This window comes from Marinomonas sp. KMM3893, from assembly GCF_004352855.1.
Lineage (GTDB): Bacteria > Pseudomonadota > Gammaproteobacteria > Pseudomonadales > Marinomonadaceae > Marinomonas > Marinomonas arenicola.
In genome coordinates, this window is record NZ_SJSC01000003.1 from 49,704 (window position 1) to 63,843 (window position 14,140).

The 14,140-nt window shown below is 48.3% G+C and carries 14 protein-coding genes; 11 read left to right on the plus strand and 3 right to left on the minus strand.

The window, feature by feature from the left end:
* Positions 1 to 155 precede the first annotated feature (155 nt).
* The 11 genes from E0D71_RS08135 (at position 156) to E0D71_RS08185 (ending at position 10,030) form a co-directional block, all read left to right on the plus strand.
* A complete protein-coding gene (locus E0D71_RS08135) occupies positions 156 to 617 on the plus strand; it encodes a MarR family transcriptional regulator (RefSeq protein ID WP_133002826.1) in 462 nt (153 codons plus the stop codon).
* Between the two features lie 98 nt (positions 618 to 715).
* Positions 716 to 1,465 carry an RIO1 family regulatory kinase/ATPase gene (locus E0D71_RS08140; protein ID WP_133002827.1) on the plus strand — a complete coding sequence of 250 codons (750 nt, stop codon included), beginning with the start codon at positions 716 to 718 and terminating at the stop codon, positions 1,463 to 1,465.
* Positions 1,466 to 1,649: 184 nt separating this feature from the next.
* On the plus strand, positions 1,650 to 2,657 hold the full coding sequence (locus tag E0D71_RS08145; RefSeq protein WP_133002828.1) for a hypothetical protein: 1,008 nt from the start codon (positions 1,650 to 1,652) through the stop codon (positions 2,655 to 2,657).
* Between the two features lie 39 nt (positions 2,658 to 2,696).
* On the plus strand, positions 2,697 to 3,740 hold the full coding sequence (locus E0D71_RS08150) for a nitronate monooxygenase (RefSeq protein ID WP_133002829.1): 1,044 nt from the start codon (positions 2,697 to 2,699) through the stop codon (positions 3,738 to 3,740).
* Between the two features lie 161 nt (positions 3,741 to 3,901).
* Positions 3,902 to 5,467: an ABC transporter substrate-binding protein gene (locus tag E0D71_RS08155; RefSeq protein WP_133002830.1), complete on the plus strand. Its 1,566-nt coding sequence runs from the start codon at positions 3,902 to 3,904 to the stop codon at positions 5,465 to 5,467.
* Positions 5,467 to 6,522 carry an ABC transporter permease gene (locus E0D71_RS08160; protein ID WP_133002831.1) on the plus strand — a complete coding sequence of 352 codons (1,056 nt, stop codon included), beginning with the start codon at positions 5,467 to 5,469 and terminating at the stop codon, positions 6,520 to 6,522. Before E0D71_RS08155 ends, E0D71_RS08160 begins: the two co-directional genes overlap by 1 nt.
* Positions 6,519 to 7,364, plus strand: a complete 846-nt coding sequence (locus tag E0D71_RS08165; RefSeq protein ID WP_133002832.1) for an ABC transporter permease — start codon at positions 6,519 to 6,521, stop codon at positions 7,362 to 7,364. Before E0D71_RS08160 ends, E0D71_RS08165 begins: the two co-directional genes overlap by 4 nt.
* Complete coding sequence (locus E0D71_RS08170) at positions 7,354 to 8,190, plus strand: ABC transporter ATP-binding protein (protein ID WP_133002833.1); 837 nt, start codon at positions 7,354 to 7,356, stop codon at positions 8,188 to 8,190. Before E0D71_RS08165 ends, E0D71_RS08170 begins: the two co-directional genes overlap by 11 nt.
* A gap of 2 nt (positions 8,191 to 8,192) precedes the next feature.
* Positions 8,193 to 8,873: an ABC transporter ATP-binding protein gene (locus E0D71_RS08175; RefSeq protein WP_133003328.1), complete on the plus strand. Its 681-nt coding sequence runs from the start codon at positions 8,193 to 8,195 to the stop codon at positions 8,871 to 8,873.
* Between the two features lie 47 nt (positions 8,874 to 8,920).
* Entirely contained in the window at positions 8,921 to 9,580 is a 660-nt protein-coding gene (locus tag E0D71_RS08180) for an NAD(P)H-dependent oxidoreductase (protein ID WP_133002834.1), read from the plus strand.
* 9 nt (positions 9,581 to 9,589) lie between these two features.
* Complete coding sequence (locus tag E0D71_RS08185) at positions 9,590 to 10,030, plus strand: gamma-glutamylcyclotransferase family protein (protein ID WP_243711984.1); 441 nt, start codon at positions 9,590 to 9,592, stop codon at positions 10,028 to 10,030.
* A 17-nt stretch (positions 10,031 to 10,047) separates the two neighbouring features.
* Here E0D71_RS08185 and E0D71_RS08190 read toward each other — a convergent pair whose 3' ends face one another.
* From E0D71_RS08190 to E0D71_RS08200, 3 genes are read right to left on the minus strand one after another with little or no spacing between them, the layout of a single operon-like run.
* Positions 10,048 to 12,018: a cation-translocating P-type ATPase gene (locus tag E0D71_RS08190; protein WP_133002835.1), complete on the minus strand. Its 1,971-nt coding sequence runs from the start codon at positions 12,016 to 12,018 to the stop codon at positions 10,048 to 10,050.
* Positions 12,015 to 13,079, minus strand: a complete 1,065-nt coding sequence (locus tag E0D71_RS08195) for a protease modulator HflK (RefSeq protein WP_133002836.1) — start codon at positions 13,077 to 13,079, stop codon at positions 12,015 to 12,017. The genes E0D71_RS08190 and E0D71_RS08195 overlap by 4 nt, the downstream gene beginning before the upstream one ends.
* Positions 13,076 to 14,131 carry a protease modulator HflC gene (locus E0D71_RS08200; protein ID WP_133002837.1) on the minus strand — a complete coding sequence of 352 codons (1,056 nt, stop codon included), beginning with the start codon at positions 14,129 to 14,131 and terminating at the stop codon, positions 13,076 to 13,078. Before E0D71_RS08200 ends, E0D71_RS08195 begins: the two co-directional genes overlap by 4 nt.
* Positions 14,132 to 14,140: the final 9 nt, after the last annotated feature.

Consider the following 14,140-nt stretch of genomic DNA (forward strand, 5'->3'; position numbering starts at 1 on the left):
TTTACTCACTGTTTTCAACTCAAGAGGCAAGCTATCTTGTTGATGTAATTCATCTTTGCTAGTTAATATTTTTTTCGCTTTCTGTCTTTTATTATGTGCTCATTGGGGCTTATTAACAGAAGGCCGTAGCGCGTTATTAAATAGGATGGGGGATTATGTTAAAGCCATTTGCTTTGCAGGTGAATAAGCTGGAAAAGCTGCAGTCAATCGCGGACTTTGGCTTGTTAATTTCAGCGATTAAAACGCACATTGTGTCGTCGATCGACGCTGAGCTGTCAGCATTGGAGTTAACCGCAGCTCAATATCGGGTTGTGATGATTCTGGCTTACAATGGCCGAAGTACGCTGGCGAGTTTGTGCACTGAAATGGATTACGATCGAGGGGCGATGAGCCGCTTATTGTGTCGGCTTGAAGGCAAGGGGTTATTGGATAAACGCCCGTCTGAGACAGACAAGCGCTCAATGTATTTGAGCTTAAGCGCCAAAGGTGATGCCTTTATCCCGAATATTCAGCCCAAGGTAAACCGTGTGTTTGAGAAGGCCTTAAGTGGTTTTTCTCACCAAGAGAGAGACCAATTAAGCACGCTTCTGCTAAGATTTTTGAACAATTTGAAATAAATTCGTAACAAAGAGTGACTTTTTCTCTGCTCTCTACTGGATGATCATTACGTTTGTTAATATTGTTGTCTAGGCAATTACTTACGTAGATTTTGATTATGAACGAGCAAGTACTGATTTCACAATTAAGTGAATGTTTTCCAGAGCGAGACTTTCATACTGACAATTTAATCGTCCTCCATAAAGGCCGCTTTGCTAATGCTATCGTGTATCGTTATAAAGACGATCAGACTGATTTAGTCATCAAAGACTTTCAACACAGTCCCTGGATAGTTCGTAAGACATTTGCTCGTTTGTTTATTAATCAAGAATATAAGGCGCTAGCGCGTCTGCAAGGCATGAATGGTGTGAGTGATGAGTTCCACCGCTTGTCTTCTATTGGCATCGCGTATGCTTTTATCGAAGGGGTGCCACTGCGTACGCTAAGTAAGCAAGGTGAAACAGTGCCTAAATCCTTCTTTAATCAACTTGAACACATGGTGTCGGAAATGCACCGCCGTGGTCTTGTTCACCTAGATTTACGCAATCTAGGAAATGTGATTTTAGGGGAAGACGGTAAACCCTATTTTATTGATTTTCAGTCCGCGATGACGTTCGCTCGGTTCCCTAAATGGCTGCAACGTTATATGCGTGGAGCAGACCTATCTGGGGTCTACAAAGGTTGGAACTCTGTTTGTGAACAACCTGTTACAGGCCATAAAAAAGCGTTTTTTAAGAACTTTAATCAACTTCGAAAACGTTGGATCTTCCGCGGTTATCCATTACATAGAACGTATCTATGGTTATGTGGCATCGCGAGCCAGTTACCTGGTGCGGACCTAGTGCGTAATATTTCAGACAGATTATAAACCGCGTTATACCGAGCAGATTGGTGATCACCGTCTGCTCTTTTTCACTCTTCCTGCTTTTCCTCTTCCTTTTCGTTCTTTCCTTCTAACTGTCTCTTTATCTCGGTCAAGTAAAAGTGCTTCTTCCGGTGCCTGAAAAGCGCAATAATGGCGGCCTACTTAATGAGAAAAGGTTAACTGCAGTATGTACACGGATGAAGATTTAAATTATGCCGTAGAGAAAGGTGTGTTTACTGACACCGCAGTCACTGAATTTCGCTCGTTATTAGCAGAAGAAAAGCAAACCGCCGCCGTCGATGAAGAAAACTTCCGATTAGTGGGTGGTTTCAATGATATCTTCGTGGTGATTGCGTGTAGCTTGTTATTGTTTTCATCTGTTTGGGTGGTTAGGCCTAGCAGCAACACGCTTGCTATGCTGGTCTTCGCGGCCTTATCTTGGGGGCTGGCTGAGTTTTTTGTTCGTAAGCGTAAAATGGCCCTGCCAGCGATTGTTTTGCTCCTCTCTTTTATGGGAGGTGTCTTTTGGTGTGTGTTTTCAATTTCCTCTTCGATCCCTTCTTTCTCTGTGCAGGCGGCATCGCTTTTTGCCGCGGCGGTGACCACAGTGTCGGCTTACCTTCATTGGCGACGTTTTAGGGTTCCTATTACGGTTGCGGTTGGAACCGGTGCGCTTTTTGTCTCTGTTCTCTCGCTTGTTTTGGTGATGTTTCCTGCGGCCAAATCGGGTTTGATGATGGTGCTGTTTTTGTGTGGCGTTGCCGCGTTTCTGTTAGCGATGTATTGGGATGCGAGTGATACTCAGCGTATCACTCGTCGTTCAGACGTCGCCTTCTGGCTTCATTTACTGTCGGCGCCCTTGATCATTCATCCTATTTTCTCAAATTTAGGCATTTTGAATGGCAATGAGAGCCTGCTCAGCATGCTTGTTGTGGTCTTTTTGTATCTGCTGATGACGTCTATTTCGATTGCGGTAGATCGTCGGGCCTTTATGGTGTCTTCGTTGATTTATGTGCTGTATGCGGTGTCGGCCATCATTGAGAGTTATGGTGGCATTGGCTACAGCTTTGCTTTGACTGGGGTGCTGATCGGTGGCGGATTATTATTGTTGTCGGCGAAATGGCATTTTATGAGAGCTCAATTGTTGCGTGTGTTGCCAAGCGCCATCCAACGTCATTTGCCGAACGTGAAATAAATTTACCAATGAACGCCTGAAGAATAAGGAATAGAAAGTATGATCAACCTGGAAGGTAAGCGCTTACTCGGCTGTGAGCACCCGATTATTCAGGCGCCTATGGCTGGAGCCCAAGGAAGCGATATGGCAATAGCCGTGTCTAACGCGGGTGGCTTAGGGTCTTTGCCTTGCGCCATGCTTAGTGTGGAGGACATGGTCAGTGAAATTAAGTTGATCAAAGCGGGCACAGACAAACCCTACAATTTGAATTTCTTTTGCCATCAACCGATCGAGTATAACGAAGCAGAACATCAGGTTTGGCAGAGCAAATTAATGCCCTATTTTGCGGCGTTTGGAGCGACACCAAAAAGCCTGCCTAATAGCGCCAACCGAACGCCTTTTAATCACGCCATCGCCGATGCCATTGAGCCGTTTTCGCCTCCTGTGGTCAGCTTTCATTTTGGCCTGCCTGATCCAGAATTAGTGCAGCGGGTGAAGTCTTGGGGTAGTAAGGTTCTGTCATCCGCGACGACCTTAGAAGAAGCGCTCTGGTTAGAGTCGCAAGGTGTGGATGCCATCATTGCACAAGGGGTAGAAGCAGGCGGCCATCGCGGTATGTTTTTATCTGATGACATTACCACTCAGGTAGGGCTGTTTTCTCTGGTTTCACAACTTATTCAAGTGCTAAAAGTGCCTGTAATTGGTGCAGGAGGGATAGCCCATCATAAAGAGATACAGGCTTTGCTGGCGCTGGGTGCGGCAGCGGTGCAAATAGGCACGACATATTTGTTGTGTGATGAGTCTCGGATTTCATCCTCTCACCGAGAGGCGCTGCAAAGTGAAGCGGCGCAGCACACGGCCTTGACGAATGTGTTTACCGGTCGACCTGCTCGATCTGTGGTGAATCGTGTGATGGAAGAGCTGGCGTATATGTCACCCTCTGCCCCAGCGTTTCCTCATGCGTCAATCGAAATGACACAGCTAAAAGCATTAGACTCCATGCAAGGCGGCACAAATTTTGCGTCTCTTTGGTGTGGGCAAAATGCGACAGGTTGCCAAGCCATTTCTGCCCACACCTTAACCAAGCTGTTAGCTAATGGTTAAAAAGGGCAAATATAACCTTTCTCTTATTCGATTAAGTTAAATAAATTAAGAAAAATAGATAGAATGTGCATATAAAAGCCAAAGCGAGGTGGGCTCTTTCCCAAATAAGCTAGGTCACTTACACTTACATAAAATTGACTATTTAGTTAGGAAAATACCAGATGATTAAAAAATGGATTGCCACAGGCATACTGCTTACAGGGAGCATCGCGGCCATGGCTGCAACGCCACCAAACGCGTTGGTTGTTGCTCAATCGCTCGACGATGTGACCAGTTTGGACCCAGCACAAGGATTTGAATTAACCTCAGTACAAACCTTTACCAATATCTATCAGCGACTGGTTCAGTCAGACCCTGAAAACCCAACAGAATTAAAACCAACATTGGCAACCAGTTGGGTATCGACGCCGCGTAGTTTAACACTGACACTGCGGGATAATGCTCAGTTTGCGAGTGGTAATCCTATTCGACCAGAAGACGTGCTTTTCTCATTAAGCCGAGTGGTAAAATTGAATTTAGCGCCGTCTTTTATTTTGACCCAATTAGGTTGGGATAAAGACAATGTGGATAGCCACCTACAAAAAGTGGACGCTAATAAGGTAAAAATCACTTGGGACGTTAATGTGGGTCCTTCGTTTGTTTTAAGTTTATTGTCGGCTCCAGCGTCTTCTATCGTGGATGAAAAAGCCGTTGAGATGCATGTCAAGAATGGCGATTTTGGTCACGCTTGGTTAAACAATCATTCGGCTGGCAGTGGTCCATTTCAAATTATGAAATACACGCCTCATGAAGCATTGGTTCTGACGGCAAACAAAACATCGCCTGCCGGCGCACCTAAAATGCAGATGATTTTGATGAAAAACGTCCCTGATGCGGCAACCCGTCAACTATTGATAGAGCAAGGTGATGCGGACATTGCACGTAACCTAGGTTCTGATCAATTTGAGTCGCTACAAGGAAAGCCTGGGGTGAAAGCCTTAGCGTTACCTTATGCATCACTTTATTACATCATGTTTAATACCAAAGCGAAGAATAACCCAGATTTGGGCAATCCGAAATTTTGGGAAGCGGCGCATTGGGCATTTGATTACAAAGGCATTGCCGTAGACTTGATGCGTGGTCAATTTCAAGTTCAGCAGTCTTTCCTTCCGCAAGGCTTCAACGGCGCTTTGACGGATCAGCCATACCATTACGATCCAGAAAAAGCGAAACAGATCTTAAAAGACGCTGGAATCAAAGACCCACACTTCAAATTGGTGGTTTCTAACCAACCGCCATATTTGGATGTTGCTCAAGCATTACAAGCCAGCTTTGCGAAAGCGGGTATCCGAGTGGAACTGATTCCTGGTATCAGTAGCCAAGTGTCTAATGACGTAAAAGAACATAACTACGAAGCCAATGTATCGTCTTGGGGGCCGGACTATTTTGACCCTAATACCAATGCCTCTTCGTTTGCTTACAACCCGGAAAATGGCTCAAAAACCATAGCATGGCGTGCCAATTGGCAGATTCCAGAGCTAAGCAAAATGACCATTGCAGCCCGCGCCGAAACTGACCCTGTTAAGCGTACAAAAATGTACCAAGAGTTGCAGCGTCAGGTGCGTGAAAGTGCACCGTTCGTGATTGGTTTGCAAAATAAAAAGTTGGTTGCTATTCGAGATAATCTAAAAGGTTATGTCCAAGGCATTACGCCAGACATGGTTTACTATCAAAACGTTTCTAAATAATGAGTAATATTGATAAATCAGCCGGCGCAATGCGTCGGCTTTGGATAGGCCGCAGCCAACATTTGGCGAGCGGCCTTATTTCGTTAGCGCTGACCTTATTCGGCTTATTGGTGTTTACCTTTTTGCTGTCTCGCGCTGCGCCAATCGACCCCGCATTGCAGTTAGTGGGTGATCATGCGAGTGAGGAAACTTATCAGCAAGCACGACACGAATTGGGGTTAGATGAGCCTTTGCCGATGCAGTTTCTGCATTATTTAGGCCGTTTGACTCATGGTGATCTAGGCATGTCTCAGTTAAGCCAGCAACCTGTGCTTAATGACCTTATGCGTACTTTTCCTGCGACCATTGAACTGGCCACTTGTGCGATGTTTTTTGGTGCCTTTTTTGGCATTTTATTTGCCATCTTAGCGGTCTATAAGCCGGGCAGTTGGTTAGATCAGCTGGCAAGGTTTATTTCTCTGTTAGGTTATTCTGTGCCGGTTTTCTGGCTTGGTTTGCTTGGGCTATTGCTCTTTTATGCGACGCTACATTGGTCCGCAGGGCCTGGCCGACTGGATGATATTTACACCTATACCATGACGCAAGACAGTGGTTTTGTGCTGTTGGATGCTTTTCGTAGCGGTGACATTAATATTATAAAAAATGCCATCGCTCACCTCTGGTTACCCGTTGCGGTCTTGGCGTTACTGTCGATGGCGTCTATTACTCGCCTGTTACGAGCGGTGATGTTGGAAGAAAGTAATAAAGAATACGTGATTCTGGCACAAGCTAAAGGCGCCAGTCGTTTGCGTATCTTATTAGTGCATGTGTTCCCTAATGTATTAGGCACCTTGATTACCATATTGGCCTTGTCTTACACCGGATTATTAGAAGGGGCGGTGTTAACGGAAACCGTGTTTGCTTGGCCTGGTTTAGGGCGCTATTTGACCAGCGCATTGTTCGCATCGGATACGGCGGCTGTATTAGGAGCGACCTTATTAATCGGCACCTGTTTTGTGTTGCTTAATGCGCTTGCCGACATACTGACTAAATGGGTGGACCCAAGAACACGATGATGACTTTAAAAAAACATGGTGCTTTTCGATGGCTAAGTCTGTTTAGTACCTTAAATATTGGTTTGGCGTTGGTGATTTTGCTGGTGGTATTGGCTTTGCTTGCTCCGCAATTATCGACCTTTGATCCCAATGTGCAAAATATCCAAGATCGGTTATTGGCACCCAATGCGCAGCATTGGTTTGGTACCGATCGCTTTGGTCGCGACCTTTTCTCACGAGTGCTGCATGGTGCTCGTCCTACTTTGCTATTAGTCAGCTTGGTTATTGTATTAACCGTGCCAATTGGTTTAACGGTAGGGATTTGTGCGGGCTATTTTGGCGGCTGGGTAGAGCGTATTTTAATGCGCTTAACGGACATTGTAATGTCCTTGCCAAGCTTGGTTATTGCCTTGGCATTGGTGTCAATTTTAGGCCCTGGTTTGATGAATGGCGCATTGGCGTTGGCCTTTACCAGCTGGCCATCTTTTGCGCGTCAAGCGCGAACGGAAACCTTATCGATCCGTCGTAGTGATTATCTGTCAGCGGCAAAAATGCAAGGCATCAGTGGCTGGCGTTTGATCTTTGGGCACATCTTGCCATTGATTTTACCCAGCGCAATTGTTCGCGCGGCGCTAAATCTAGGGGGCATTATTCTGTCCGCTGCAGGGCTTGGTTTCTTAGGCATGGGCATTCAACCACCCGCGGCGGAATGGGGCTCTATGGTGGCCAGTGGTAGCCGAGTGATCTTCGATCAATGGTGGGTCGCGGCGGTACCGGGTGTGGCTATTTTATTAGCCAGTCTTGCTTTTAATCTGCTCGGAGATGGGCTGAGAGATAAAATGGACCCTCGTCATGACAAATAAAACGACATTAGTGGACGTGCGCGGCTTGCATATTGGCCTTAACGACGGCACTCAGCTGGTCAAAGGAATTGATTTTTCCATGGGGCGCGAACGCGTTGCCTTGGTCGGCGAATCCGGTTCTGGTAAGTCGCTTACCGCTCGCTCATTAATGGGCTTGCTAGCGGATTCGTTAGTGGTAGACGCAGAGCGTTTTCAGCTGCTTGAGCATCCGGTATTAAACTACGACCAACGACAATGGAACCGGCTGCGTGGTCATCAAGTCTCCATGGTATTGCAAGACCCTAAGTACGCGCTGAATCCGACTCAAAACATCGGTCGTCAAGTGGCCGAACCCTTACTATTGCATCAATCCATGTCCCGTAAAGCCAGGACAGAAAAAGTCGAACACATGCTCGATGCGGTGGGGCTTCCTAACCCTGCTGAGCTAAGAAAAATGTACCCACATCAATTGTCTGGTGGCATGGGGCAAAGGGTCATGTTGGCAATGGCGCTGATCAATGATCCGCAATTATTGATTGCCGATGAGCCCACATCAGCCCTAGATCATGCGGTTCGAGATCAGGTTTTGGACTTGATCCATTCTCTTGTAGAAGAGCGCAATATGGGACTTTTATTGATCAGTCACGATCTTCAGCAAGTCGCCGATTATTGTGAGCGCGTAATGGTGATGTATCAGGGGCGCTTGATCGATCATTTACCCGCAGAAGACTTGCCAAATGCGACCCACCCTTACACGCAAACCTTATGGTCGTGCCGACCCAACATTACTAAGCGTGGCCAGCCTCTGCCCACCTTAGATCGCGAGCACTTGGAGACATTGAATTGAACGTGCTAGAGCTTAAAAACGTCAGTGTGAGTCATGCCCAAGGCTTGCAGCGCAATACTGTGGTACACGACATAGATTTAACCGTCGAAGCTGGAGAATGTTTTGGTTTGGTTGGTCCGTCGGGGTGTGGCAAATCGTCGCTTTTATGGGTGCTTGCTGGGTTAAATCCGCATTGGGAAGGCGACATTAGCCTATTTGGTCAGACACTGGAATCTGGTAAGGTTTTCACTGGCGATTTACGTCGCCGAGTGCAAATGGTGTTTCAAGATCCTTACGCCTCGTTACACCCCAAGCACCGCTTGCGTCGAACGCTTGCGGAGCCGCTGAAGTTGCTCGGTTTGCCAGACATTGATGAGCGCATTAGCGAGGGCTTTAAGCAGGTGGGGTTAACGGAAAATATGATTGACCGTTACCCACATCAATTGTCCGGTGGTCAGCGTCAACGGGTGGCCATTGTTCGCGCCTTGTTGCTTGAACCCAAGTTGTTATTACTGGATGAACCGACGTCGGCGTTAGACATGTCGGTTCAGGCTGAAATATTGAATTTATTAAATGACTTAAAGGCCCGTCGTGATTTGACTATGATCATGGTGAGTCATGATCCTGACGTGATTGATTACATGTGTGACCATGGGGTCACCATGAAAGCAGGGCGTATCGATCAAGAAAAGCATTACACCTAAGCCGCTTTGTTCGGTTCAGTCGTCATATTTGTTGGAAGGAGAGAGTAATGAAGTTTTTGATCTTCCTTGGATCAGTAAGAACCAGTACACCGCCACGCCCAGCGCGACTAGGAGAAAGAGTCAGTAAGGCGTGTTTGTCTTTCTTTTCGACTTGTTATCCAGAGCATGAGATTGAATTGATTGATCCGCTGGAATACGAATTAGGTGCTGTGTTTAAGCCGCACTTTTCCTATTCCAAGCGCACCGTGCCACAAGACTTAGATTTGTTAGCGGATAAAATTCGTGCCGCCGATGGCTACATTATGCTGAGCCCTGAGTACAACCACAGCATCAGTCCTGCGCTGGCGAATTTATTGAATCATTTTGGCAGCTCTTTGTTCTCTTATAAACCGAGTGCGATCGTGACTTATTCTTCTGGGCAATGGGGCGGCATGCGTGCGGCTGTTGGTATGCGTGTCTTTTTAAGTGAATTAGGCTGTTTACCTGTGTCCTCCATGGTGCATATTCCCCATGCCCAAGAGGTATTTGAAGAGGATGGCACAACCCAAGTGAATCAAGATCATAACCGCTGGGGAAGCTATATTAACCGTACTTTTAGCCAGCTTGTTTGGTGGGCGCAAGCCTGCGTAGAACAAACTGAAAAAAGCGATCCACATGCGTTGATTTCTGCTTTTACAGGCACTCCAGCGGATCGTGATGCCCCCTAGAGAGAGTCATTGGATAAGGAATGTGTGATGCCGTGTGTGTTTGTTTTTGGCACCTTAAAAGAAGGTTTTCCTAATTTTGAACGCAACCAAGGCGAGCGTATTCCGGGCGTCTTTAGCACCACAGTGTCTTATCCGCTCTTGTTGGTTGGCGAGCGCTATTCCCCTTGGTTGCTGTTAGACGCCGGAGAAGGACACCCAGTGCTCGGTCAGGTTTTTAGTGTGGATGATGACGCACTGGCCGAAATGGATGCACTGGAGCGGATAACTGAACCAGACGGTTATCGACGCGTTGAGATGGATGTGGTGAATCTAGACAATGGCCTCACTCAGCGAGTTTGGGTATACGCTAAACCGGCTCACAGTGTGAAGGGGGCTGATGTTCGTATGACGTTGCAGGGAGATTACTTGTTAGAACATGCGGCGCTGTATGTCAGTCGCCGCAAGGTTTGATAAGAGGTCATCGAGCGTTATGGCGCATCGGGCTTGGTTGGGTCTTTTAGTACTTCTTCAAAGCGCAACAGCCGTCCGGTGTTAACTAATACCAGTAAGGTACTGAGGTTATGCAGTAGCGCAGCGATTAATGCACCGGCTGCGCCTAATGCGCCAAAGGCCGCCGCGGCCATAATCGCCACTGTCCAACTAAGACCAATGATGACATTCATGTGCAGCGTGCGACGGCAGCGTCGGCTTAATCGCACACAGGTTCCTAAGCGTCTTAAATCACTGCCAATCAATACGATATCGGCCGAAGCCAGTGCGATATCTGCCCCACCAGCGCCCATAGCAACCCCCACGACACCGGCCTTTAGCGCTAAAGAATCGTTAATGCCATCGCCTACGACTAAGGGTTTAAAGCCAGACTGAATTTCATCTCTTACCCTGTGTAATTTATCTTCAGGCAATGCTTGCGCAACAATGTCACTAATGCCCACTTCGGCCGCCAGCTTGTTGGCTACCGATTGACGGTCGCCGGTGAGCAAAAGTTGTCGTCCTACCCCCAAAGCTTTTAAATCCGCCAGCGCTTGTGAGGCTTCTGGGCGTACTTTATCGGCGAGCAAAAACCAGCAAATAAACTGCCCCTTGAGAGACAAGCCCGCCATTGGACCGTCATGGTCAGGAACAGGGGGAAATACAATGCCCAGCTGAGTAAAGAGTTCAGGTCGACCTAATGCCGCTTCGCCTTGTTCCGTCTCTGCTACCACGCCTAATCCCTGGTGTTCACGCACGTTTTGCAAGGATTGATAGTCTTGATGCTCAATTAGGCTGCTCAAGGCCCGACTAACAGGGTGACTACTGGACGCCCCTAAACTGGCCCCTAAAGTGACTAACTGAGTCTCTGAAAGCGGAGAGTTCGCCACCGGTTGTAGGGACTCTAAACTTAAGGCGCCAAAGGTCAATGTCCCTGTTTTGTCGATGACTAAGGAACTCAGCTCGGTAAATTCTTCTAAAAAAGCCGAGCTTCGAATCAATATGCCGTGACGAGCTGCCACCGCGATACCGGCGATGGAAGCCGCTGGCGCAGACAAAACAAGGGCACAAGGGCACGCCGCTACCAACACCGCCAACATAGCTTGAGCGTCGTAAGTCACAAACCAAGTAATGGCCGCCACCATGAGCACCAACAGCATGTATTGCCCTGCGTAACGCTCAAGCAAACGAGTAATCGGCGGCTTTGCTTGCTCGGCTTTTTGCATCAGGGCGATCACCTTGCCCAAGGTGGATTCGTCGCCGGTACGGGTGACACGAATGCGCAGTAGACCGTCTAGATTAATGGCACCACCAAACACATCATCGCCGGTTTTGGCTTCTTGTGGCACCGACTCTCCGGTAATAGGGGCTGTGTCCAAACTGGCCATGCCCGCTATGATTTTGCCATCGGCAGGAATGCGATCGCCTGCACGAACTTCAACCAGATCCCCGGTTTGTAGCTGTTGATTACCAACATCACTGATGCTGCCATCTGGGTTGATTTTACGAGCGTTGCTGTGGGTGAGTTGGCTCAATGCGTCGATTGCTTCTTGGGAGCCGATCACGCTGCGCTCTTCTAGAATATGGCCAAAAATCATGATGATAGGCAATAGAGCCGCGGTTGTTAAATCTCCCGTGGCCCATGCACCTAACATGGCAAGGGCAATTAATTGATCGGTAATGCCATGCAAACTCGGGTGTTTTAGGCTATGCCAGCCTGAGCGTAAGACGGGAAAAGCGACCAACACAGAGGCTAAGCCAAGCAGCAGCTGACTGACGCTTTGCTGAGAAGGAAATAGCCAATGCCAAACCAACCCCAAGGCCAATAACCCCAGAGCAACCATCGCCAGAGTCAGTTGTTTAGCGGCGGCTTTTTTTTCGCGACGACTCAAGGAGCCACTGGCAAAATGGATGTGCCCATGGTCATGAGCGTGATCATGGCCGTGATGTGAATGAGACGACTGAGTCATGGTTGTTTGCCTTGTAGAATAAGTTTGCCATCGTCACTAGGGTCTACCGTGGTGACAGAACCGGCTTGTGACAGCAAGGTGTGAATACGTTGGCGATACAAGCGCCACAGCAGGCCTGGGTCTGTATTATTTTGCTGGAGCTGAGCAAGGCGACTGATGGTGGCGGTGTCGGTGTGAGCCTTTGCGACGCGTTCGCTGGCATTTGCATTGGCTTGTTGTATCAAGCGGTCGGCTTCTTGATTGGCTTTTTGTCGTGTTGTGGCGGCTTTATTGTTCGCTTCAGCCACGGTTTGTTTGGCCAATTGGCTAGCGGTTAGGACGGCATTAAAGGCGTCCACGGTTTCCACCGGCAAGCTTGGTTGAAGGTCGACACGAGCGATTCGAATGCCGAGACTAGCGTGTTCTTTTGCTAGTGCGGCCAACCCTTGGTTGATGCTTTGTACTAGGTCTGCGCGCAGTTTTTCCCGCTTAATCGCGGCTTCGGTACTGGCGCCGACCAATTCAGGGCGGGCCACCAAAATAGTGTCTAAGTCACGCGACGCTGACACCAATACCGCGCTGCGTTCAACCAAGCGATCCAAGGCAAAAGACACATGCTTTCCTTGCAGTACATAAGCGTAAGGGTCGGTGACCTTGTAATATAGATGAACGCCTAATTGCACGACACCGGCGTCGCCGGTTAATAGGTAGCCCACGCCTGCGTTTGCGTCGCTGGCCATGCCAGAATTAAGCCCAGTGTAGTTAGCGACTTCAGGTCGAATTAAAGCTTGGACCGTACGATCAATAACGCGATCGGCGGCTGGCAGAATCACTACTTTTTCAAACGGTTGCGGCCACGCCAATAGCAGGCCTGAGTCTTGTACTCTATCAATGGCGCCAAAACTCAATACCACGGCGCGACTGTCAGGACCGATTTCCCGAACATTGCTAACGAGCCAAGTAAATGCGGTTATAAAGGTCAGCAGATAGAGTGCCAAAAAAGCCAATCGACCAGCCTGGAACCAGTGACCTTTTGGTTGATTTAGCGGTCTTTCCTGAGTGACGCTTTTGCCAGAGATCATGGTTTTTTCGCCTCTTGGCTGTTGGGCGTATTAGGCGAAAGAAAGGTGTTGGGCCCATCGATCAGTGCGCTAAATGGTGCCGCGTCGGTTCTAAGAACCAAATGCGTATTCTTATTGATAATGCCACTTAGGGTATCGAGGGAGCGCAACATATCGTAGAGCTGTGGTGCTTCGGCGTGGGCTTTACCATAAATGCTGGCGGCTTCGACTAAGGATTTTGCTTCAATGTTCGCGGCTTTGACTGTCGCATCGGCGGTAATAATACGCGCTTCTTTTTGTGCTTCTGAGGTGATTTGAGCGGCTTGTCGTTTGCCTTCTGCAGTGCGTTGTGTCGCTATGGTTTCCCGTTCAGCACGCATTCGATCTACGGTGGCCGACAGCGTGACCACGGGTAGGGTTAATCGCTCAATGCCAACTTGCACCACGCGAACACCGTAAGTGTCCAAAAGGGATTGGCTAATTTGTTCTCGAAGTTTGGCTTCAAAAAGAGGGATTTGTACTTTACTGGCGTCTGTGTTGACCAAACTGGACAAGTTATAGCCGCTGGCGGTGGCTTCTAAAGCGGAGCCCACAAAGGTTCGTAGTTGGCGAGCGGCTTCGTCTGGTTGGTTTTGAACGGCGCGCATAAAGCGCTGCACATCGTCTTTATCAGATTTAACCTGCCACACCACATAGGCTTGCACAATAATACGTAGACCGTCTTTTGTGCCTACGTCTTGCAAGCCGCTGGAAGTGGTTCGTAAGCGTAAATCAACCGGAGTAGACAGCTCGAAAGGCGCAGGCAAATGCCAAGCGAGCCCAGGTTCTAGTAAGACTCTGACAGGGTTGCCAAAGCGTGTAATAACTTCCGCTTCACCAGAGCGCACTTGAACCAAGCAAGCCGCCGCGATGGCGAACGCGACAAGCAGCAAGGCGAAACTTATGCGACGCCATGCCCCTTTTGAGGCGCTTGGCGCAGTGGGGCTGTGATGGTGATGATGATCATCATCTGAATGAGGCGCGTGATCGGTTTCGTCATGGGCATGATGAGTAGGGTTGTGTGACGTGCTCATGGGCGCTCT